Here is a 20115-nt window from a genome sequence, read left to right on the forward strand (position 1 = left end):
ACGCGTTACGCACCCGTCCGCCACTAGGGTATTGCTACCCCCGTTCGACTTGCATGTGTTAGGCCTGCCGCTAGCGTTCATCCTGAGCCAGGATCAAACTCTCCATTGTATAGAAAGTGTTGATCTTGACAATTTCTTTTTGTGCGAATTGACAGAGGACTTGGAACCTTACCCCAAGTGCTCTCTTCAACCTAAAAAACTCACAAATTCAAAGAACGTGTATCACGAGGCTTTGCAGCTCTCAGAGTTCATCATTCTCGACCTTTCGACTTGCGCCGTCCGACCTTCGTTTCAAAAGCGGATGCAAAGTTACAACCGCATTTCGCTTTGTCAAGCGCTACTCGAAAAATTTTTCATTTTTTTCTTTCGCTGTCATCGCTGCACGGTTTTACCCGCTTTGCGTTCTGCCTGACAACTTTTATTTCAAACCCTCGCGTCTCCGGGATTTTACTCCCGTTTTCGCGCTTCGTTTCGGCGTGTGTTCCGTCCGAAGTGGGATGCAAAGATGTGCGGTTGCCCCTTTATCTTCCAAATCCTCTCGCGAAAAATCTGTGGAGGACGGCCTACAACTGCTGATAATCAGCCACAAAAAAATGGCGCTTTTCCTCTCGGTACTTGCCCATTTCACCCTCTCCTGGCTACTTGACACCCATCTGCACCCTGCCGATTTGCGATTCGACATGCTTACCGGACCTTTCACCTGTCTGTCTGCCGCACACATACAGTGTCAATAGAAACGCTGTACATGCAATGCCGAAACAGCTGGTGCCGCCAGATGAAGCCCAACCCACGCACCCATCCGTGTGCGGTTGTGCTAAGGGCCATAGCCGCTCGATCTAACTTCGGCCAGCCCGTCAGGCGAAAACTCCTGACGCTGCTGTCCCCATATCTGCCTTCTTTCTTGTTTGACGTACACAAGATACCACTGGCCCTGCACCTCTGTCCAGCTTTTTCTACCTGATTTTCAGACATGTTCTCCACCCTCTTTCCACTTTTTTCAAAAAACCTTTGCCTTGAAATCTCCCCCCGCTATATTTGCACTCCCGTTACGCGAAAGCGCAGCGGCAATTGGTCCGGTAGTTCAGTTGGTTAGAATGCCAGCCTGTCACGTTGGAGGTCGCGGGTTCGAGCCCCGTCCGGACCGCAAATAGTAAAGCCCCTCACTGAGGGGCTTTTTCATTTTCAGGGGGACCTCCAACGCCTCACATCCCCATCAGCCGCAAGGCGTCTTCATTGCCCTGCATCCGGGCGTGGTCGGCAGGAGTAAGGCCCCGGCTGTCGGGCAGCTTGGCATTCGCACCATACTTCAGCAGCAGTGCCGCAATATCGTTCGAGCCAAAACTTACAGCGAAGGTCAGCGCCGTGGCGCCATTCCGGTTCTGCTGGTCTACGGCAGCGCCCCGCGCCAACAGCAGCTTGGCCACAGCTGTCAGCCGACGGAAGCTAGCGCCCATCAAGGCGGTATTTCCCGCCGGATCTGCCGCGTTGGCGTTGGCGCCATGCCGCAGCAGCCAGTCGGTTGCTTCCATATTGCCATTGTAACTGGCTACAATCAGCGGCGTACTGCCTCGGCCATCCACGGCGTCGATGGCCACCCCCTGCTGCACCAGCTGCGCCAGCGCCAGCGTGTCGTTGCTGCGGGCCGCTTGGTGAATATCGGTCTGGGCCCAGGCCCCTACCCCCCACATCCACAGCACCAGCATCATTGCCAACTGCTTTGTATACATAATGATGTCAGGAAAAAAGCGGAGACGCCAGCGGGGATAGCCCCGCCAGCGTTTCCTCGTATTGTTTGTCTGTCTTGTTGAAGAAGGGCATCAGGGGCGCGAGGGCGTCAGGGCACGCTCCACTTCCTCCCGGCTCAGTTTCAGGGCAGCAGACAGGCGCATGCCGTAGTCGCGGTCGGCCATGTAGAAGTAGCCCACCATGCGGGCCAGCGCCGCACGATTGGTCACCGTCGACAGGTCGCCCACCAGGTTGTTGATGAGGTGCTGCTTCTCGGCTTCGGGCAGCGAGCGGTAAAACTCACCTGCCTGTTTAAAGTCATTGGTCTTGGCAATCTTCTGCTGGGCGGTGGTCACGTTGCCGGTGTAGCTCGTGACCGAGTAGCGGTACTCGGGCGAGTCGCTCCAGCCGTTGGTGCTGGCACTGGGCTGGTAGTTGACTTCACCGTTCGGGATGCGGCCCGTAAACACGCCATCCTGATTCGTGGTGCGCACTGGCACCTTGGGGGCATTCACCGAGATTTGCTGGAAGTTGCTGCCCAGACGGTAGCGCTGGGTGTCGAAGTACGAGAACAGACGGCCCTGCAGCAGCTTGTCTTCCGAGGCCTCGATGCCGGGCACCAGCGTACCGGGCGAAAACGCAGCCTGCTCCACATCCTGAAAGAAGTTGTCGGGCACGCGGTTCAGCGTCATGGTGCCTACCAGCACATAAGGGGCAACGCTCTCGGGCCAGAACTTGGTGGCGTCCAGCGGGTAGAAGTCCAGCTTGTCGAAGTCGGCTGCGCGGATGATCTGCACGTAGAGGTCCCACTGCGGAAACTTGCCCGCGCGGATCGCCTCGTACAGGTCAACGGTAGCGTGCTGGAAGTCCTTGGCCTGCTGGGCTGCTGCCTCGGCGGCAGTGAAGTTGCGCTCGCCCTGACGGCTCTTCCACGTGTACTTCACGTATACCACTTCGCCCTTGGCGTTCACCCATTTGAAAGCATGCACGCTCGAGCCGTTCATCTCGCGGTAGTTGGCCGGTGTACCGAAGTTGGAGTACAGCCGGGTGAACATATGCGTGGCTTCAGGAATGTTGCTGAAGAAGTCTACAACGCGGTTGGCGTCCTGCTTGTTCGTGATGGGCGAAGGCTTCAGGGCATGTACCATATCGGGGAACTTCATCGCATCGCGGATGAAGAACACCGGCAGGTTGTTGCCCACGATGTCGTAGTTGCCTTGGTCGGTGTAGAATTTTGTCGCAAAGCCACGGGGGTCGCGCACCGTCTCAGGCGAGCCGTTGCCATGAATTACCGTAGAGAAGCGTACAAACACAGGCGTCTTCTTGCCTTTGGCCGAGAATAGGCTGGCGCGGGTGTAGGCGCTCATGTCGGCGGCGGCTACGAACTCGCCGAAGGCACCGGCCCCACGGGCGTGCACCACGCGCTCGGGAATGCGCTCGCGGTCAAAGGCCGCCAGTTTCTCTATCAGGTGAATGTCTTCCAGCAACACCTGCCCCGTGCTGCCCACGGTCTTGGAGTTCTGGTTGTCGCCCACCGGAGCCCCGGTGTTCGTCGTCATCGGTGCCTGGGCCAGCGCCAGCGTGGCGGTAGCACTCAGGGCCAGCGTTAAAAAAATCTGTCGCATAGGTCCTTTGGAGTTGGTGGATACCTGTCACAAAAGAACAGATCGCAAATGATAGATGAAAACGAATAAAATCGATGCCACAATCGTATCTGTCTATATGAACTTCCAGCAGCTCGAATACATCCTCGCCCTCGACAAGCACCGGCACTTCCAGCGGGCGTCCGAAGCCTGTTTCGTTACGCAGGCCACCCTCAGCGCCATGATCAAGCGACTGGAAGACGAGCTCGGCGTGGTGCTCTTCGACCGCAGCCGCCACCCCGTAACCCCCACGCCCGTCGGCGAAACCATTCTCCGGCAGGCACGCATCATTCTCCGCGAGCGCGACCTGCTCCAGGAAATCGTGTCTGAAAACCAGGGGCAGGTCTGCGGCGAAATCACCCTCGGCATCATCCCCACGCTGGCCCCCTTTCTCCTGCCCTGCTTCCTGCCCGCTTTCCTCGGCACCTACCCGGACGTCCGCCTCATCATCGCCGAGAAAACCACCGCCGACATCATACAGGGCCTGCGCGACAACACCCTGCAGGCCGGCATCCTTGCCACGCCCCTCGCCCAGGACGACCTCGCCGAAACACCCCTCTTTTACGAGGAATTCTATCACTTTGGCGCCATTCAGGGCCAGCCCGACGCCGAGGGCCGCATCTCGCCCAACCAGATAGACCCTACCCAGCTGCTGCTGGTGGAAGACGGCCATTGTCTGCGCAACCAGATTCTCAGCCTCTGCGACCTCCGCAATGCCGCCAGCCAGCAGCCCGTCCACCTCGACTTCCAGTCGGGCAGCGTGGAGGCGCTCGTCCGGCTCTCCGAACTGGGCCTGGGCTCCACCATTCTGCCCCAGTTGGCGCTCTCGCGGCTCTCGGACGACCAGCGCCAGCGCTTGCACCGCTTTCAGGCGCCTGTGCCGGTGCGCGAAATCAGTCTGGTAGCCTACCGCCACCACGGCCGCCGCCGCCTGTTGCAGGCCCTGGCCGACACCATCCGCACCCACCTGCCCCCCGCCATGACCCAGCCCGCCGAACCGCAACGCGTGCTGGAGGTGTGAGAATTGTATCTAAACTGCCGTCGCATACCACAGTACTATATGAATTACAAAAGCCACATTCTTACATTCTTTCTCCTCTTGAGTTTATCAGCCCACGCCCAGGAAAAGGCAAAAGACCACATAGATTGGCGGAAAATCCCTTTTGAATTAAAATCAACAGCCATGAAAATATCAATTTTAATAGAAAAAAATGATACAATACAAGCGCGCGAATATTTTTTAGCAATATTACAAAACAAAAAATTCTCACTTCACGACCGCACTATATTTCAACAAAATGTAGAATGGTCTAGTGTTGGTGCTTCTCTAGACTCTACGACATTGGGATTCCACCAAAACTTAATTCGTCAGGCAGCTTACCAGCTTTTAGCAGAGTGGAATACAGATACACTCGCGCTTGAAAATGAATTCCTGCTGTATACTAAAAGTGATAAACGCTTTTTATATTCAAAACTATTAGGTTCCATGTATTTCTTGCAAGAAACAGATAACTCCGAGCGACTGTTGGAACTGGCAGCATCAATAGACGCCTATCATCACCTGCGCAAAAAATTCGCTACGTCACATGAGAAAAAAGTACATTACCTTGCCGACTTCATCAGCCGATACAACATGGTCAATCTTAACTATATTGTCATATATCATGGCAAAGAAGTGATGCTCAACATTCTCAACAAAATACTAACGATAGAGTTACCAAAGAATCGCATGATAATACTGACATTCGCCGCCATTATAAAACAATCAGTTTTGTTTAATCATAATCATGCTGAACTCACTTCATTTCTCGAAAACAGTGACACTCTTTTCACTGGCTTACCATCTGCTAAAATGAAGGCAGCTTATTCGGTAACACCTATTGCCTATTCCATTGTGCTTAAAAATCCCCATCTAGTGCTGAAATACCTCACTAGCATAAAAGAGGAAGTACACAGAAGCAATGATACCACCAAATACCCTATAATTGACCAGACAGAAATTGAACTGCTGATAATGCAGGAGGCGTATGAGGCCGCTCTTGCCCGTATGGATCAATATCAGGAGACGTACCCAGTCAATACCGGCCAGCGTCCGAATATGTATCCGCTAATCCGGAAGGTCGAAGTATACCTGACTTTAGGCGATTACTCCCAAGCGGCAATGGCCATCCAGTATGCCGCGGATGTAATCCGTAAGGGGAAACACAAACAGCAGCTTTCCAGCCATAGCCTTAACCGCAGACTGATGGCGGCCGAGCTGGCACTTGCGCAGAAAACTGGCAATACGGAAGAAGCCGCTAGAATACAGCAGCTTATTTCCACTTCGGAATTACCCCCTTGCACCGATACCCTGCTGGATTTTTCCTACTGATTCCGCAGAGTATACAGGCGCAGCCCCCTTCCCCCCTCCACGTCATTTCGAAGGCCCGCCTGCGGGACTGAGAAATCTACCTGTAGGATGCGCAGCATCCTTCTAACCTGTGCCCATACAGTAGGGCTGCCAAGCAGCCCAAAAGTAGATTTCTCAGGAAGGCTCCGCCAACCTTCGAAATGACGCCCCCCATCGGCTGTCACTTCGCAGCAAGCTGAGAAATCGCCTCTTAGCGTCCACGCCCCCCTACTCGCCGCGCATCACTTCCGTGGGGGCGATGCGCAGCACCCGCACGGCCTGCCAGCCCACTACCGCCAGCAGCAGCGTGCCCAGTGCGCCAAAGGCCGTAAAGGCCACGCCCGCACCCAGTTCGGTGCGCAGGGCAAACTGCTCCAGCCAGCGGCCCATGCCCAGCCACGCCACCGGCAGCGCCAGCAGAAACGCGCCAACCGCCAGCCAGCCCAGCTGCGAAAACACCGCCCGTATCAGCTGCACCGGACTCGCGCCCAGCACTTTGCGTATGCCAATCTCGCGCTGGCGGCGCGTCACCTGGTAGCTGCACAGCGCCACCACCCCCACCAGCGACAGCACCAGCGCCACCCCGGTGAAGAGCGTCAGCAGGCGTTCGAGTACCCGCTCGTCCTTGTACACGTTCGTCATGCGGTCTTCCAGTGCGGCGGCGGTGTAGGGATACATGCCCGTGGTGGCCTTGATGGCCTGTTCCATCAACTGGGCGGCACGGCCTTCCTGGCCCGGCTGCATCCGCACCAGCAGGTGCCGGGTATAGTCGACCGGGGAATAGGCCAGCACCAGCGGCACGATGGCCTCCTGCATGGGGGCGAAATGGTAGTCTTTCACCACACCCAGTATCGGGGCATCGCCCATGAAGCTGATGACCTTGCCCACGGGCTGGTCAAAGCCCAGACGCTTGGCGGCCGCCTCATTAATGATGTAGCCTTGGGTGGGGAACATCTGGCGGCGCTCGAAGTTGCGGCCCTGCACCAGCGGCACGCCCACCGTAGCCAGATAATGCTCGTCTACCATAATGGTGCGCATGCCCAGCAGCTCATTCTTGCCGTTCTGGCCTATCTGAACGGCATTTTCGTCGGCACCCATGCCCGGCAGATACGAGGCCACGCTCACCGCGGCCACCTCCGAACGACCCTTGAGCCAGGCGGCCAGTTGCGGAATGGCCTTGCGGGCAGTGGTGTCGTTGGGCAGGTCCAGCGTGTAGAGGCCCTCGGTGCTGAAACCGCGATCGGCTTCGAGCATAAGCGTCATCTGGCGATTGGCCACAAGGGTAGCCACCAGCAGGCCGCTGGAAATGGCAATCTGCGTTACGACGGTGGTGTTGCGCAGCACGGCCGCCGCACTGTAGCGCCGCCACATGCCTGTGCCCTGTCCGCCGCCCTTTAGGGCCGCAGCCGGTTGCAGGCGGCTGAGCGCCCACGCCGGATAGCCTGTGCCCACCACCACCAGCAGCAGCACCAGACCCGCCAGCGCCAGTTGATACGGCAGCGAGGCCACAAACACCTGCACAGGGTCTACGCCTGCCAGTTCGGCGTAGGCGGTGCGCACCACTGGCAGTGCCCCCGCTACCAGCAGCAGGGCGGCCAGCATCTGCACCCCGTTCTGGGCCAGCAGTTGCAGCACCAGTTGGCCGCGGTCGGCCCCCAGCACCTTGCGCACGCCCACCTCGCGGTAGCGCCCCGTCAGCGACACCACCGACAGCAGCACATAGTTGGCCATGGCGGCCAGCAGCAGAATCAGCCCCACTGCCAGCAGAATCTGCACATAGAGGATGGAGCTGTCGGTAGGCATGTCGCGCGTCTGGCCCACGCCCAGGTGAATGGCGGTGAGGGGTTGCAGATACGCTTCGCACTTGAGGCCGTCGTCCTTGGGCAGGTGTTGGGCCAGCATTCGGCTGAGGGCGGCCTGGGCCTCGGCGGGGTCGGTGCCGGGGGCCAGGGTTACATAGCTTTCCGTGAGCAGGGTATATACCTGTGCATCCAGGTCTTTCAGCTCTTCGCCGCGGGCGGCAATGGGCATCAGCGTACGAAAGCGCAGGTGTGTGGGCGGCAGGTGCTCGTCCAGCACGCCGGTCACCTTGAACATGCCATAGTCGGTATCGATGGTCTGGCCCAGGGCGGCGGTGGGGCTTCCATACAGGCGGCTGGCGTCTTCGGCGCTCAGCACCATGCCGCTGCGGTCGGCCAGGGCCGTGGCGGGGTTACCCACCTGTAGGGGCAGGTCAAAGTACTGGAGGAAGTTGGGGTCTACGAAAGCGGCCTGTTTCAGGGCCTCGCGCTGCCCATTGATGCGGGCGGGGAACGCCTTGCCACCCCCCAGTGCCCGGGTAAAGTTGGTAAAGGGGTGTCCTCCTGCGGCCAGATACGGTGCCAGCGCCGTGCCCGTCGCCTTGAAGGGTTGTAGCTTGCCTTCATACTGCACCTCATAGATGAGGCGGTACTTGCTGTCGGCGTCGGCGTGGCTGCGGTCGTAACTCATCTGGTGCCAGAGATACACCGAGAGGAGCACAAAGCTGAGCAGACCCACGGCCAGACTGCCAGTCTGGAGCAGGGCTTCGCGGTCGCGGCGGAGCAGGCGGCGTAGGGCCTGCAGAAGGTAAACGGCCAGCATAAGGTAATAGGTGAGTGTGGTGAGTCTTTCCTTCTACCTCAAAGGATATGCCAGCAGGAAAAAAGCGCCTCTACGTGGGCATAAGGGGCGCTCCAGTGTCCGCCACCGCACACCCGGTGCCCGCCAGCGGACGGGGGCCAGTGGGCCTGCGGCGGGAACAGCGGCTGCCAGTAACCACCTGCAGGCCGCCACCACCTCAGAGACCCTGTACAACGCGCAGCAGCTCGGCGGGGCTGGGGCGCTGGCGGTAATCGGGATCGAAATGCACGTAGCGCACTACGCCTGCACGGTCTATTACGTAGGTGGCCGGTACGGGCAGGGTCTCGCCGTTTTCGGCATTGGCCGCAGCGAGGTCCACACCATAGTTTTTCAGCTTGGCTACGGCCGCGGCATCTAATTGCAGGCGCACACCATAGGCCTCCATGATGCGGCCGGCGTCGTCGTGCAGAACGGGAAAGCTGGCCCGCGCAAGGCGTACCGACTTGGCGACGTTCTCCACCGACTCCGGCGACACCGCCAGCACCTGCGCTCCTGCCGCCTGCAATGCCCCCAACTGACCTTCCAGCGCCTTCAGCTGGCGGTTGCAGAAGGGGCACCATTCGCCGCGGTAAAACACCAGAACCACCGGGCCGCGCGCCAGTTCGGCCGTAAGGGTAACGGAATTGCCCTCATGGGTGCGGGCGGTGAAGTCGGGGGCTTTGTCGCCCACCCGCAGGCCTGTGGGAGCCTGGGCAAACGCAGAAACTGCGGCTACGGAGAGCACGGCCAGTGCAGAAAACAGTCTGTGCATGGTTCAGTTGTTGAAGTGAATGCACAAACGTAGCGCCACTGGCAACCGGCGTTGGTCGGCCAGCGGACACTGCACTGCAATTGTTACAGCCCCAGCAGGGCCACAAGACGGGGAAGCTGCCTTTCAGTTTCTTCATCCTCCCACATCTCGACATAAGGCTCTAACTCGCCGGTTCCTTCATAGAAAGTGTTCACGTCATAATTCCGCTCTTCGGCGAGTCCATGAAAAGTTGCCTTCAGTCCTTCAAACTGAGGGTAGGGCATGTCGTGGGCTACATCCGCCACATACTCGGCCAGACTGTCCGGATTGGCAACTGCCTGTTCGTACACCGCCTGGCCCTGCAGTATCAGCCATTCGCGGAAATACTCGAAGCCATCGTCGGTCAGCGATCGGTTGAGTATGGCAGCCGCAGCAATGAGCCCCGCTGTATTGGCCTCCAGCATCCGGGCATGGGTGAAGCGATACGCCTGGCCGGCGGTGTCTTCAGATAGTTTGCCCAATACGTTGTTAAGTGCCTCCATCATGACCCCTGTATGGGAGCCAATCTGTCGGCGGTCTGTGATGCCTGCCGAACGAAACACTTCGTCCAGCAGTGACCAATACTGTTCAGCGGTCATCTAATTGCTTTTAAATCAGTTATTTATTTTGGCGCTCAGCAGGGGCAGCAGTGTGGCCAGTTGGTCCTCATCTTCCTCCCAGTCCAGGTCTATGGCAGGATAGGGCGGCATCAGGCCGTCGAAGCAGGTATTCATGTCCATTCCCTTCTGGTCGGCCGCTTCGAAAAAGGCACTCATCAGGCCCTCGAACTCAATGTCCATCGCCTGCCCACTGGCCAGAAAGTCGGCCAGAGAATCGGGGTCGGCCAAGGCTTTTTCATAAACCTCAGGCCCCTGCAAAATGAGCCACTCGCGGAAGTAATCGAAGCCGTCGTCGGAGCAGCCACCGTTGATGATGTAGGCCGCAGCCCACAGTTTCGAGGTGTATGACTGCCCAAGGAGCTGACAGTAATCGGCAAAAACCGCCTTAAGGTCGGTTTCCGACAACTGCGCAAGGGCTGGCACCAGCGCCTCAACAATTGCTTCGTATTGCTGGGCTGCCGCCAGACGGTCGGTAATGCCAGCCTTGGTCAAGGCCGTCTCCTGCAGGGGCCAGTACCGGTTATTGCTCATAAGGGCAAAACTACGGCACGCCCTTCCAGCATAGTCTGAATAGATGCAAAAGGCAAATTTTTCCTGCTTACCGTCAAGCGAACTGCCGTGTAAGGTTGGGCAGCAGCGACTCCAGCATATCGGGGTTGTCGAGCCAGAGGGGATAGATAACCGGGGGCTGGGGGCCCAGCAGCGCCTCCAGGGCAGGCCCATCCAGATGGTGCATCCGCAGCCCCTCGCGGGCGGCCGACAGCAGCACGTCGTTCTCGATGGTTCCACCTTCAATGTCTTCCAGATAGGCCGCCAGAGTATCAGGGTCGTGCGTCACCCGGCGAAACACCGCTTCGCCCTGCAATATCAGCCACTCGCGGAAATAGGTGAAGCCCACCGGATTGCAGCCAAAATTGATGACACAGGCCGCAGCCCAGAGTGGCAGTTTATACGCCTCGCGCAGAAGCAGCTGCGTATGCAGGTAGAAGTCCTTCATGTCTTCCGCTGTAAGTAGCCGCAGCCGTGCGACCAGCAGCTGGCCCAGCAGGCGCTCCTGCTCAAACACCTGACGACGATCAGCCAGGCCAGCCTGTGACGTCACCTCATCCAGCATGCGCCAGTAGTCTGCTCTGTCCATACCCTAAAATGCAGGACAAAACAGACATAAGGCAATCCAGCGCCTACAAGAAATGACCATTTGGTGAGCATGGCCCACAGAAACTGCCTAGCTAAACTTGACAAAAATCAGGCAATCCTAGAGGAAACCCGCAGCTACAACGCTTGCGAATGATTGTTACCAATGTGGAAGAGGCCCCCCTCCTCCCCCATTTGTGCCGCACCCGATGGCCGCACGATCAGTCGCGCTGGAAAGTGTACCAGGTACGGTAGACGGCTTCGCGGTCATCGAACATCGCGTAGAGCAGCAGGCCATTGAAGAAGAGTTCGCGGGGGCGCTCGCCATTGGCGCGGCGCACCTTGAAGTGGTCGCCCGTACTGTTCGTTTCCGGTTGGGGCTCTACGACCAGCCACTCCCAAGGGCCATTTTCGTCGCTGCGGCTGGCAATACGCACCAGCCCTTTCTCCAGCACGCAGAGGTACTGCACTTCATGCTCGGCGACGTTCATGCCCACCGGCGACCGCTCGAACTGGTACACCAGGCTGTCCTTCAACTCGGTGAGCAGCGGGCGCAGGGGGTCGTGGCGCCACATGGCGGTCTGGTAATCTTTGTCGCCAGCCCAGCGCAGCACAGCAGACTGGCCTTCGTGTTCGCTCACAATTGCCAGCAGATAGCGGCCATTCGGGGCGACCAGCAGGTGAGTGGTGCTGCTGCCCCAGTTGGGATCGGCTTCGGCGCTCTTGCCCAGCACCTTGAACTGTTGGGTTGTGCCCGCATCAGCATCCAGCCAGGCAATGGTGCCTCCTATGGCGGGGTTCCAGGGCATGCGCAGTTCCTTGCGATCAACGCCCCAGCCGTCGCGGTAGGTGAGTGTGTCGAAGGCTTCTTCGAAGGTCATTTCGAAACGTCCCAGCGTCAGCCCCAGTTCGGCAATGGTAACAGACTTGCCGTCGGCTGCGCGTGTCAGGTGCAGCTTTCGCCATTCCTGCGAGTCTTCGTCCACCGTCACGTTCACCTCTCGCATGGCCATTTCGGTGGCATTGGCATTGGCGTTGCCCATCTGCTGAAGAGACCAATAGATGTTTCCCGTACGCCTGAGGGTGCCTTTCACTTCTCCTTCAGGTGTTACTTCCAGCACGAGGTTCCAGTCGCCCGACACGTAGTTGCCCATCCAGGGAGCCAGCTGCGCGGGGTTGCCGGGGATGGGCGCAGGAACAGGAGCCGGGAAATGTGGCAGCGAGTCGATGGCACCGGACCCTGACAATGCGATGGCCGTGGTGGCAACGCTGTCGGTGGGCGCCTCGGCCGCTGTGCCGCCCTCGGGCGACTGACACGCCGTGAGGAGGAGTACACACCCTACAGCCAACAGCCCCAATCGGCTGGCAAACACCTTATTCTGCAACTTACTCATGAGACATCGGAAAGGTAGGCATACACTTGGGTGCCCAGCACCACATAATACTGCTGCCCGAAATGATGAACGACTGCAAACGTGTTGGTTCCTGGCCAGCGTAGCTTGAAGGTCATGCCGGGCTTCTGGGCCTCTGGCACATCTGCCAGCTCCACTCGGTGCCAGGGGTTATGTGTATTACGCGTATCGCGATAGGACACTGTCATGCGCCCATTTACCAGCTCCCACCGGAAAACGAACGGAGGCACCTGACCGGTAGACCATGCCTGCACGCGCTGGTAGTCGGCTATGCCACCATTCATCTTCAGCCATTCGACAGGTGTCTGGCACTCGGCAAACAACGGAGGCGACCGCTGGGGCTTCTGCATGGGCATCACTTGCAAGCCATTCTCTTTCAGATTTTTATTTATCAGAAACACGGTCAGGCGGCCGGGTTTCGCCTCGGCATACAGGAGGTGTGCCTTTCCGTTGATATCGTCGTTTGTGCTTACGGCAATCAGCGGAATCGTTTGTGGGGCAGCAGCACCCGGCGCGTAATGCAGCACATCTGCCGTCCAGGCATCGCGTATGCGCAATACGTAGCGTTCGGCATTGGCGGCGAAACCTCGCTGATACACCTTTTCGGTGCCCGCCGGAATGCCCGCAAAAGGGGGCTGCCCTACCAGCGGCGTACTCCTGATGGGCAACTCCAGCGTGCCGGTGCTGGGGTTGCGGCGCAGCATCATGCGTTCGGGCAGCGGCGGCTTAGTGGCTTCAAAACCCGGCCGCAAGGTCAACAGTATCGCCACCTCGTTTCCGCCTATCGGGCCTGCCTGCCGCAGCTCATAGCTGCTTTCCTCCTGGGCCAGAAAACCATACAGGTCGCCATGCGGGCCCATCATCAGCAGCAATTCGGTTGCGTCAGAGCCTTTGTAGTGGCCAACCCACTGCAAGGCCGGCGACTGACGCGCCCGCACCCGCAGCGAGTCATCGTCCTGCAACAACCTGTGCACGCCCGCCGGCTGGGCCAGTGCCGTACCGGACCAGCCGACTGCCAGCAGCAGCCCCAGCCAAAAGATGCATCTCATGGCACAAGTTTACACCTGAAGGCGATGCCCGACAGCAACCGACAACAAACTTTGTCCAGTTAACTGGCGCCTGTGGCCCAATTCCCGTCTGGCGACGGGCTATTGGTCTGTGGCAAAGGCAAACATGCGGCCATTGTCCTTCAGGTAGCAGTGCTGGCCCAGATGCCAGATCTCCACCTCCTTGGCACCGCCGGGCCACAGCAGGCGCAGGTACAGCTCATCATCAGCAAAGGCACGCTGCGCCAACACCTCCAGCGGCTTCCAGTCGGTATCTGTGAGGTAGCGCATGCTCACCCGCAGGTTCCCCTCCACCCACTCCATTCGCAGCAGGGCTTGGTGTCGTGTATCCATCCCCCTTATTGCAAGAGGTTTGTAGTCGGCCGCGCCAGCATTCCGCGTCAGCCACTGGCCTGGTGGCAGTGTTTCAAAAAAACGCTTCGCCCGCTCCCAGCCGACAGCCTCCATCGGCGGCAGGGTAAGGCCCACTTCGCTAAGCCGATTGCTGATGAGAAGCGGCCGGGCCAAGCCGGGCTTGGCTTCTACCAGCAGGTACAGGCCAGCTTTCGCCTTGTGGGTATCGACCACTGCAGCAAGCACTGGCAGCAACCGGCCCGTGTGGCCCCCAAGAGCGTAATAATGCACCTCGGCCCGCCGGGCATCCAGTATATGCAGTACATACCGTGCGGCGGTATCTCCCAGTCCCTGCTGAAAGGTCCGCTTGACGCCCGCGGCCACACCCTCAAAAGGAAGCAGGCGCGTAAACAGCTTTGCCTGCCCCAGCACCTCTACCTGCGAAGACGCCGCATGAAGGCGTACCCGCACTTTACCCGCCTCATTGGACTGGTATTCATATTCATACCGTTTCATCTCCAGTTCCGGCCCCTGCGGCTTGCCTGTCTGAACGAGCGAATAGCTTTTGCGGGAGGCAGCCTCGTAAAGGGTACCGCTCAGCTTGCCATTGCCGTCCAGCCGTAACAGCACCTCGTTGCTGCCATCGCTGTAGCGGCCAACCCAGTGTATCAGCGGCGACTGATGAAGCGCTGCCATGAGGCGCCGTTCTGCTTTGATGGCGTAAGCCGGAACAGTAGGCTCCTGTATACTGTAATGTTGAGAACTATTGATACAGCCGCAGCTGGAACCCAACAGCAGCAGCCAAAGCAGACGTCGCATGGCACAAGTTTACATTTCGAGCAAACACTGTTGGCGGCGATTGGCAACTTAGCCGGCATTCCGTACCCAACCAGTCGGCCTGCCGCCCCCCTTTGCCACGCCGATTTGTCCACCTGCGGCCTGTCGGGCAGTTTTGCCCCATGCCGCATACCCCCACCCTGCCCCAAGGCCGCATCGCAACGCTGGAAGACGTAAAGGCCGACTGCTACTGGAAGCTGACCCAACTGGCCGAGCTGCTGGATGAACAGCTGCGCAGCCTCGACGACGACCTGACCGGGAACGCCACCCAGCCCGCCAAACGCTTTGTGGGCGTCAACCGACTGACCAGCCTCTATGGCAGACTGGTGGGCACAGTGGCCTCGCTGGAAAAGAAAATGGCCCCGCCTGTGCGCAAAACCCCAGCCGCCACGACTGAAAAAACTGACAGGACCGATACGGCAGGACCCGCAACAGATGCCCTCACCCCAGCTGGGAAAGCTCCCCCCCAGCCCCTGGCGCAGGCGCCAGTCGTAGCAGCGGAGGCGGTTCGTCCGGTGCAGGAGCCACAGCCCCCTGCGCCTGCTGACGCTCACTCACACCAACTGCCGCCGCCGCTTTCCACTTACCAGAAAGCCTGGGATGAGCCCGAGCCGTTCTATCCCATTCATTACCCGACCTTTCTGCGGCTGAGCCATCCCCAGCCGGCGGTCTATCCCCATTATCTCGACTGCAAGCCGCCCTACAGCCTGCTGCTGTGCAAGGTCTGAGGGCTATTTACCGGGCCAGAAGTTGGGCGGGGCCGAGTTGATGGCGCTGACAATGTGAATGACATTGATGAGGATGAAGGCGGCCATCAGGATGGCTGCCGACCAGCGGTCGAGCTGCTTGTAACGCCGGGTATGGTTACGCTCGGCATAGTACAGGCTGGTGACAGAAATAGCGATGCACGAGATGACCGCCAGGAAGGTGTAGCTGTGCAGCGTGTCCACCATGTTGTCCTTGGTCATCTCGGGCAGGATGCTGTCGACGATGTATTTGTTACCGACGGTAGCAAAGAGGCCCCCCACCGACAGGCCAAAGCGGGGGTCTACCGCCCGGGGATTGATGAACAGGCTGAGCCAGGCAATGAGAAACGCCGCATACATGCCCGAGAACAGCTTGAAGAAAAGCGACCACCCATGCCGTTCTATCTTGAGTGTGGCCATGAACATGGAAATGGTGGTTTCGTTGCCATTGGCGACGGGCGTGCCGAAGTCGGTTTTGTAAGAGCGGGGCTCCACCTGCGTCCGGAAGTCGATGAGGTTCCAGCCCTCAGGGTGGTTGAACTCGTCGTAGACGCTATGACTCAGGGTATCGGGCAGCAACACAATGTTGCGGCTGTCGGCCCCCTCATACGCCATGCGGAAGCGCAACACCTGCTTGTCGAAGGGGAAGTTGGTGAGCTCCCATTTCTGGCGGATGGTAGCGGTGCAGTTCATCTGCATCCAGTAAACTCCGTTCTTCTCGTTGTGCACCACATGACTGTAAGAGAAGTCTTTGGCGTTGAACACGGCCATGAACTGGTCGGGCTTGAGGGCGGGGTTTTTGTAACGGAACCACACCCAGCACTTCACGCTGTAGCTGCCCTCGGGCAGGTTGAAGTCGTAGACCCAGACGAAGTATGTGCCTACGTAAATGGTATCAGGGTGGGCAGTGCCGTAGTCTGACGAACGGGCGTGGGCGGTGGTGGCCAGGGCCCCGGCCAGCAGGAAGATCAGGAAGGAGAGTCGCAGGAGGAGGCGCTTCATACCCTGAAAGTTACGGCGCCGGACTTCTAAACCGCTCACTGGAAATGGGGACGCCGCATGATGTCGGTTCTGTATAAATGCTGGGGAGCGGAGGCGTGGTAACTAGGGTTGCCAATGCGCCAGCAATGAGAATAGAGGTTACGGAAGACGCCCAGGAAGACCTGAAAGAGATAACAGTTTGGCTGCGAGCGCAGAAAGTGGAACTTGCGCAACGCTTTCTTCTCGCAATAGAGCACACACAAGATCTGCTTACCGCGAACCCTGTCCTTGGCTCGATCTACAGGCCAACAGGAGCCTTCCGTCAGTTAACTTTAACGCAAAAAGCCTTTAGAGGAAAGTTTAGTATTGTTTATCAATACTATGATAATGGCAAACTGATTGTCATTGTAGCTGTAAGAAGCCTGAAGAGAGACGAAAACGCCTTCTTGAAGAAACTCTACGAACGCAGAGATTCCAGAAAAGCCTGAATGTCACGGCGTGATTCCTCCAGCGTGTACAGTTTGACCGTGCCCTCCTTTACTGCCTTCAAGCGCCGCAGCAGCTCTTTCTCTTCGGCAGGGGTCAGGGGTGGCAGTTCGTCGGCGGCGTCCACGGCATACCCTTGCTCGGCTGCTTCAGGGGCCGTTTGTGTCAGTGGGCGGTGCTTCAGGGGCGGCATGGCAGGTGCAGACGGTAAAGGGACAGTGTGCAAAAGGTGCTTGCCCGTCTGCTCAAATAACGGGAAAGCCGCCGGCAAATCATATGGACAGTCTGCACTCGTCCACATTTGTCCGAAATACACATGGCGCCATCAGCCGTTCGCCTAACGAACCGTTGGTAGGCCGGGCGGTGTTTTCTTTCTTTGCACCCCTATTCAGTTTTCGGCTAAGCCCCTGACGCCTATGGCGCTGCAACTCATCGAAGTGACCACCCCTTCCCATCGCCGCGCGTTCCTCGAGTTCCCCGTGCGCCTCTTCCGCAACGACCCCAACTACATACGCCCCCTGGACAAGGACATCGAAGGCACCTTCGACCCGCGCGTCAACAAACTGATGGCCGAGGGCAAGGCCATCCGATGGCTGCTGCTGAACGAGCATGGCGAAACCATTGGAAAGGTGGCGGCTTTCGTCAACCCCAAAACCGCATACGCTGGCGATTATCCCGTTGGCGGCATGGGCTTTTTCGACTGCATAGACGACCAGGCAGCAGCCAATACCCTCTTCGACGCCTGTGTACAGTGGCTCAAGGCCCAGGGCATGGAAGCTATGGAAGGGCCCGTCAACTTCGGTGACCGCGACAAGTTCTGGGGCCTGCTCGTCGACAACTTCGGCCCGCCCACCTACGCAATCAACTACAATCCGCCCTACTACCAGCGCCTGTTCGAGGCCTATGGTTTCCGCGACTTCTTCCAGCAGTACACCTTCTATCGTCGCGTGGCCGACCCCCTCACGCCGGAGTACCAGGCCAAGGCCGATGCCATCCTCGCCGACCCCCGCTATTCCTTTCGCCACCTCGACCGCAAGGATCTCTACCGCTACGCCGACGACTTCCGCACTGTCTACAACGCGGCCTGGGCCCGCCACGAGGGCGTGAAGGAAATGACCCAGGAGACAGCCCGCAAAATCATGGACACCCTGAAGCCCGTGCTCGACGAGCAGCTGATCTGGTTTGCCTATTACGACGGCCTGCCCGTGGGCTTCTACATCAGCCTGCCCGAGCTGAACCAGCTGTTCCGCTATGTCAACGGCAAGCTGGACCTGCTGGGCAAACTCAAGTTTGTGTTCCACCGCTGGCGGGGCGCCGTCACCACCATGACGGGCATCGCCTTTGGCATTGCGCCCGAACACCAGCGCAAGGGCGTGGAGGCAGCAATGGTGGTGGAAGCAGCGAAAATCATACAGGACGCCCGCCGCGTGAAGTATCAGGACACGGTGATGAACTGGATTGGCGACTTCAACCCGAAGATGATTTCGGTGGTGGAGCAGATTGGCGCCCGCCACTGGAAGACGCACATCACCTACCGCTACCTCTTCGACCCTGCCCGCCCCTTTGAGCGGTGCAAGGTGCTGTAGCCCACACACGAACGGCCAAAAAGCAGACGGGCGGCCAACTTCAGGGCCGCCCGCGCTGTAGATCGAACCGGGGACATCAGCGTTTGTCGATGGCAAACACCACCAGCACGCCCTGGGCGTCGGAGTTCTCGGGCACCTCAAAGCCCACTTCGTTGCCGGCGGTCAGCTGCACGTTGGCCAGCTTCATGCCCGCCAGTGCATTGCGCAGCTTGGCCTCGTAGGTAGCGCCCGGCGCCTGCGACACGCGCTCGTTCACGGCTTTGAAGTCGATCTCCTCGCGGGTGAGCAGCACGGCCATGTAGTCGGTCGTGCCGATTTCGTCGGGCAGCAGCGAGTAGTCTTTCGGGAAGCGGCGCTTGCCCACGATACCACAATAGGCCGAATGCTTGGCCGTGTAGGGGAACAGCACATAACTGGTGCCATCGCTCTCCTGCCCAAACACATAGGTATAGCACTCTACGGTGTTGGTTACGTCGATCTTGAACTTGGTGCGCTTGGCCAGCGGCCGGATGGTGTGCACCACTGCGCCGCCCTGTACCTCAAGGGGAACGTAGCTGCCACTCTGGTTTTCCACCAGCCCCACGCTGGCTTTGAAGGCCGCTTTGGTGTCACCGCGGGTGGCGGCCTTCACCGGATAGAGGCCGTAGACCTCCGCGCCGAGGGTGTTGGTGAACTTCTCGAAGTCGCGGTAGCGCATCCAGAACGCGCCTTTGTCGCCCCAGCTTTCGCCCCAGGAGTTCATGATCTGGAAGGCACCGCCCTCCCTGCTGTCGTCATAGCCCACCACGCACAGGGCATGGCCGCCGAACTGGCCTTCCTCGCCATCGTTGACGATGCGGCCATTTCGGCTCTGCTCCATCAGCTCGTAGTCGCGGGGGGTGGGCACCCACAGGGCACGGCCCTGCAGCCGATAGAAACTGCCGCCCACCAGCATGCCCAGCACCACGGGGCTGCCCTGCGCCAGGTTCTGCTTCACGGCGTTGACGTCAACGGCGTAGTCGTCGTCGTCGCGGGTGAGGCGGTTGTAGCCCTTGATGCGGAACTGGCTGGCTTCCTGCACGAGGGTGCGGCTGGGCTGTGTGGCGCAGTCGCGGTCGTTGTAGGGGAACTCCGTGAAAGGGGCCGAGCCCTGCTGGCGCATGAGCTCCAGCGCCTGCCGGATGCTGGTGCCATCGCACTGGCCACGCACCATCTGGTTGTAAAGAAAGGCCGGGGAGAAGGTGAGGCGCGTGGGGTCCTGCCCAGTGGCGACAGCCTCTTGAATAGTGCGGGCGGCATAGGCGCAGGCCCAGGCCGTGCACGACCCCTGCTGGCCCTGGTCGCCGGCGGGTGCGGCAAATCGCACCAGACTGACGCTGGCGGGCAATGCGCCATTGGTGCTGGGGGCCAGTGGCTCGAATACCTGCGCCTGGTCAAACTCCTCGCGGGTGAGGTTGGCACCCAGTCCGCGGGTTTCGCCCGAGGTCTGGCCGTCGGGGGCGTAGTTGGGGTCGGTGCCACCGTCGCCGCCGCCCGAGCAGTAGTACAGCAGACCCAGAATCACCAGCAGGATGATGGCGAGCTTGGGGTTGCGGAAGAAGAGCATCAGCAGGCCGATGAGGGCTGCACCACCCAGGCCGCTGCCACCCCCACTGCCGCCGCCGTTGTTATCACCGCCCCCACCCTGGGGCTCGTCGTCCTTTTCAATCCGGATTGGCATGGTTAGAGGAAGTTGGAAGGTTCTGAA

The 20115-nt window shown here is 59.2% G+C and carries 18 protein-coding genes, 1 tRNA gene and 1 rRNA gene; 6 read left to right on the forward strand and 14 right to left on the reverse strand.

Features of this window, described 5'->3' with window-relative positions:
* A 16S ribosomal RNA gene (locus tag AC2D8O_RS00005) occupies window positions 1-109 on the reverse strand; the annotation flags it as partial.
* 961 nt (window positions 110-1070) lie between these two features.
* Between AC2D8O_RS00005 and AC2D8O_RS00010 the strand changes: the two genes are divergently transcribed.
* A tRNA-Asp gene (locus AC2D8O_RS00010) sits at window positions 1071-1144 on the forward strand.
* A gap of 58 nt (window positions 1145-1202) precedes the next feature.
* Here the strand turns inward: AC2D8O_RS00010 and AC2D8O_RS00015 are convergent.
* Together AC2D8O_RS00015 and AC2D8O_RS00020 are read right to left on the reverse strand one after the other, a co-directional pair.
* Entirely contained in the window at window positions 1203-1727 is a 525-nt protein-coding gene (locus tag AC2D8O_RS00015) for an ankyrin repeat domain-containing protein (protein WP_484676723.1), read from the reverse strand.
* A gap of 90 nt (window positions 1728-1817) precedes the next feature.
* Complete coding sequence (locus AC2D8O_RS00020) at window positions 1818-3350, reverse strand: catalase (protein WP_484676724.1); 1533 nt, start codon at window positions 3348-3350, stop codon at window positions 1818-1820.
* Window positions 3351-3447: 97 nt separating this feature from the next.
* On the opposite strand from AC2D8O_RS00020, the gene AC2D8O_RS00025 reads away from it, so the two are divergent.
* Window positions 3448-4389 carry a LysR substrate-binding domain-containing protein gene (locus tag AC2D8O_RS00025; RefSeq protein WP_484676725.1) on the forward strand — a complete coding sequence of 314 codons (942 nt, stop codon included), beginning with the start codon at window positions 3448-3450 and terminating at the stop codon, window positions 4387-4389.
* Between the two features lie 39 nt (window positions 4390-4428).
* On the forward strand, window positions 4429-5739 hold the full coding sequence (locus AC2D8O_RS00030) for a hypothetical protein (protein WP_484676726.1): 1311 nt from the start codon (window positions 4429-4431) through the stop codon (window positions 5737-5739).
* A 246-nt stretch (window positions 5740-5985) separates the two neighbouring features.
* Here AC2D8O_RS00030 and AC2D8O_RS00035 read toward each other — a convergent pair whose 3' ends face one another.
* From AC2D8O_RS00035 to AC2D8O_RS00070, 8 genes are all read right to left on the reverse strand, one after another.
* Window positions 5986-8379, reverse strand: coding sequence for an ABC transporter permease (locus tag AC2D8O_RS00035; RefSeq protein WP_484676727.1), 2394 nt, complete (start codon window positions 8377-8379; stop codon window positions 5986-5988).
* Window positions 8380-8575: 196 nt separating this feature from the next.
* On the reverse strand, window positions 8576-9169 hold the full coding sequence (locus AC2D8O_RS00040) for a peroxiredoxin-like family protein (protein ID WP_484676728.1): 594 nt from the start codon (window positions 9167-9169) through the stop codon (window positions 8576-8578).
* A gap of 83 nt (window positions 9170-9252) precedes the next feature.
* Window positions 9253-9786, reverse strand: a complete 534-nt coding sequence (locus AC2D8O_RS00045) for a DUF4240 domain-containing protein (protein ID WP_484676729.1) — start codon at window positions 9784-9786, stop codon at window positions 9253-9255.
* Window positions 9787-9801: 15 nt separating this feature from the next.
* A complete protein-coding gene (locus tag AC2D8O_RS00050) occupies window positions 9802-10338 on the reverse strand; it encodes a DUF4240 domain-containing protein (protein ID WP_484676730.1) in 537 nt (178 codons plus the stop codon).
* A gap of 73 nt (window positions 10339-10411) precedes the next feature.
* Window positions 10412-10945: a DUF4240 domain-containing protein gene (locus tag AC2D8O_RS00055; RefSeq protein WP_484676731.1), complete on the reverse strand. Its 534-nt coding sequence runs from the start codon at window positions 10943-10945 to the stop codon at window positions 10412-10414.
* A 217-nt stretch (window positions 10946-11162) separates the two neighbouring features.
* Complete coding sequence (locus AC2D8O_RS00060; protein ID WP_484676732.1) at window positions 11163-12335, reverse strand: hypothetical protein; 1173 nt, start codon at window positions 12333-12335, stop codon at window positions 11163-11165.
* Window positions 12332-13402 carry a hypothetical protein gene (locus tag AC2D8O_RS00065; RefSeq protein ID WP_484676733.1) on the reverse strand — a complete coding sequence of 357 codons (1071 nt, stop codon included), beginning with the start codon at window positions 13400-13402 and terminating at the stop codon, window positions 12332-12334. Before AC2D8O_RS00065 ends, AC2D8O_RS00060 begins: the two co-directional genes overlap by 4 nt.
* Before the next feature lie 99 nt (window positions 13403-13501).
* Window positions 13502-14572 (reverse strand): hypothetical protein, encoded by a 1071-nt coding sequence (locus AC2D8O_RS00070; RefSeq protein WP_484676734.1) that lies wholly within the window; start codon window positions 14570-14572, stop codon window positions 13502-13504.
* Between the two features lie 140 nt (window positions 14573-14712).
* On the opposite strand from AC2D8O_RS00070, the gene AC2D8O_RS00075 reads away from it, so the two are divergent.
* A complete protein-coding gene (locus AC2D8O_RS00075) occupies window positions 14713-15318 on the forward strand; it encodes a hypothetical protein (RefSeq protein ID WP_484676735.1) in 606 nt (201 codons plus the stop codon).
* 3 nt (window positions 15319-15321) lie between these two features.
* Here AC2D8O_RS00075 and AC2D8O_RS00080 read toward each other — a convergent pair whose 3' ends face one another.
* Window positions 15322-16338 (reverse strand): ligand-gated ion channel, encoded by a 1017-nt coding sequence (locus tag AC2D8O_RS00080; RefSeq protein WP_484676736.1) that lies wholly within the window; start codon window positions 16336-16338, stop codon window positions 15322-15324.
* Between the two features lie 125 nt (window positions 16339-16463).
* On the opposite strand from AC2D8O_RS00080, the gene AC2D8O_RS00085 reads away from it, so the two are divergent.
* Window positions 16464-16805, forward strand: coding sequence for a type II toxin-antitoxin system RelE/ParE family toxin (locus AC2D8O_RS00085; RefSeq protein ID WP_484676737.1), 342 nt, complete (start codon window positions 16464-16466; stop codon window positions 16803-16805).
* Here the strand turns inward: AC2D8O_RS00085 and AC2D8O_RS00090 are convergent.
* The gene (locus AC2D8O_RS00090) at window positions 16775-16996 is read right to left on the reverse strand and encodes an addiction module protein (RefSeq protein WP_484676738.1); all 222 of its coding nucleotides are present in this window, start codon (window positions 16994-16996) and stop codon (window positions 16775-16777) included. The two genes, AC2D8O_RS00085 and AC2D8O_RS00090, sit on opposite strands and share 31 nt — an antisense overlap.
* Before the next feature lie 223 nt (window positions 16997-17219).
* On the opposite strand from AC2D8O_RS00090, the gene AC2D8O_RS00095 reads away from it, so the two are divergent.
* On the forward strand, window positions 17220-18389 hold the full coding sequence (locus AC2D8O_RS00095; protein WP_484676739.1) for a hypothetical protein: 1170 nt from the start codon (window positions 17220-17222) through the stop codon (window positions 18387-18389).
* A 76-nt stretch (window positions 18390-18465) separates the two neighbouring features.
* On the opposite strand, the gene AC2D8O_RS00100 is transcribed toward AC2D8O_RS00095, so the two are convergent.
* Window positions 18466-20088, reverse strand: coding sequence for a C1 family peptidase (locus AC2D8O_RS00100; protein WP_484676740.1), 1623 nt, complete (start codon window positions 20086-20088; stop codon window positions 18466-18468).
* Window positions 20089-20115 lie beyond the last annotated feature (27 nt).

The sequence above is a fragment of the Pontibacter sp. T17 genome, assembly GCF_057219875.1.

Bases quoted from the DNA above. Each gene is read 5' to 3' on its own strand.
- AC2D8O_RS00040 (WP_484676728.1), bottom strand. From the start codon at position 9,169: ATGCACAGACTGTTTTCTGCACTGGCCGTGCTCTCCGTAGCCGCAGTT.
- AC2D8O_RS00100 (WP_484676740.1), bottom strand. From the start codon at position 20,088: ATGCCAATCCGGATTGAAAAGGACGACGAGCCCCAGGGTGGGGGCGGT.
- AC2D8O_RS00015 (WP_484676723.1), bottom strand. From the start codon at position 1,727: ATGTATACAAAGCAGTTGGCAATGATGCTGGTGCTGTGGATGTGGGGG.
- AC2D8O_RS00055 (WP_484676731.1), bottom strand. From the start codon at position 10,945: ATGGACAGAGCAGACTACTGGCGCATGCTGGATGAGGTGACGTCACAG.
- AC2D8O_RS00075 (WP_484676735.1), top strand. From the start codon at position 14,713: ATGCCGCATACCCCCACCCTGCCCCAAGGCCGCATCGCAACGCTGGAA.
- AC2D8O_RS00065 (WP_484676733.1), bottom strand. From the start codon at position 13,402: ATGAGATGCATCTTTTGGCTGGGGCTGCTGCTGGCAGTCGGCTGGTCC.
- AC2D8O_RS00085 (WP_484676737.1), top strand. From the start codon at position 16,464: ATGAGAATAGAGGTTACGGAAGACGCCCAGGAAGACCTGAAAGAGATA.
- AC2D8O_RS00020 (WP_484676724.1), bottom strand. From the start codon at position 3,350: ATGCGACAGATTTTTTTAACGCTGGCCCTGAGTGCTACCGCCACGCTG.
- AC2D8O_RS00070 (WP_484676734.1), bottom strand. From the start codon at position 14,572: ATGCGACGTCTGCTTTGGCTGCTGCTGTTGGGTTCCAGCTGCGGCTGT.
- AC2D8O_RS00090 (WP_484676738.1), bottom strand. From the start codon at position 16,996: ATGCCGCCCCTGAAGCACCGCCCACTGACACAAACGGCCCCTGAAGCA.
- AC2D8O_RS00060 (WP_484676732.1), bottom strand. From the start codon at position 12,335: ATGAGTAAGTTGCAGAATAAGGTGTTTGCCAGCCGATTGGGGCTGTTG.
- AC2D8O_RS00080 (WP_484676736.1), bottom strand. From the start codon at position 16,338: ATGAAGCGCCTCCTCCTGCGACTCTCCTTCCTGATCTTCCTGCTGGCC.
- AC2D8O_RS00050 (WP_484676730.1), bottom strand. From the start codon at position 10,338: ATGAGCAATAACCGGTACTGGCCCCTGCAGGAGACGGCCTTGACCAAG.
- AC2D8O_RS00030 (WP_484676726.1), top strand. From the start codon at position 4,429: ATGAATTACAAAAGCCACATTCTTACATTCTTTCTCCTCTTGAGTTTA.
- AC2D8O_RS00095 (WP_484676739.1), top strand. From the start codon at position 17,220: ATGGCGCTGCAACTCATCGAAGTGACCACCCCTTCCCATCGCCGCGCG.
- AC2D8O_RS00025 (WP_484676725.1), top strand. From the start codon at position 3,448: ATGAACTTCCAGCAGCTCGAATACATCCTCGCCCTCGACAAGCACCGG.
- AC2D8O_RS00045 (WP_484676729.1), bottom strand. From the start codon at position 9,786: ATGACCGCTGAACAGTATTGGTCACTGCTGGACGAAGTGTTTCGTTCG.
- AC2D8O_RS00035 (WP_484676727.1), bottom strand. From the start codon at position 8,379: ATGCTGGCCGTTTACCTTCTGCAGGCCCTACGCCGCCTGCTCCGCCGC.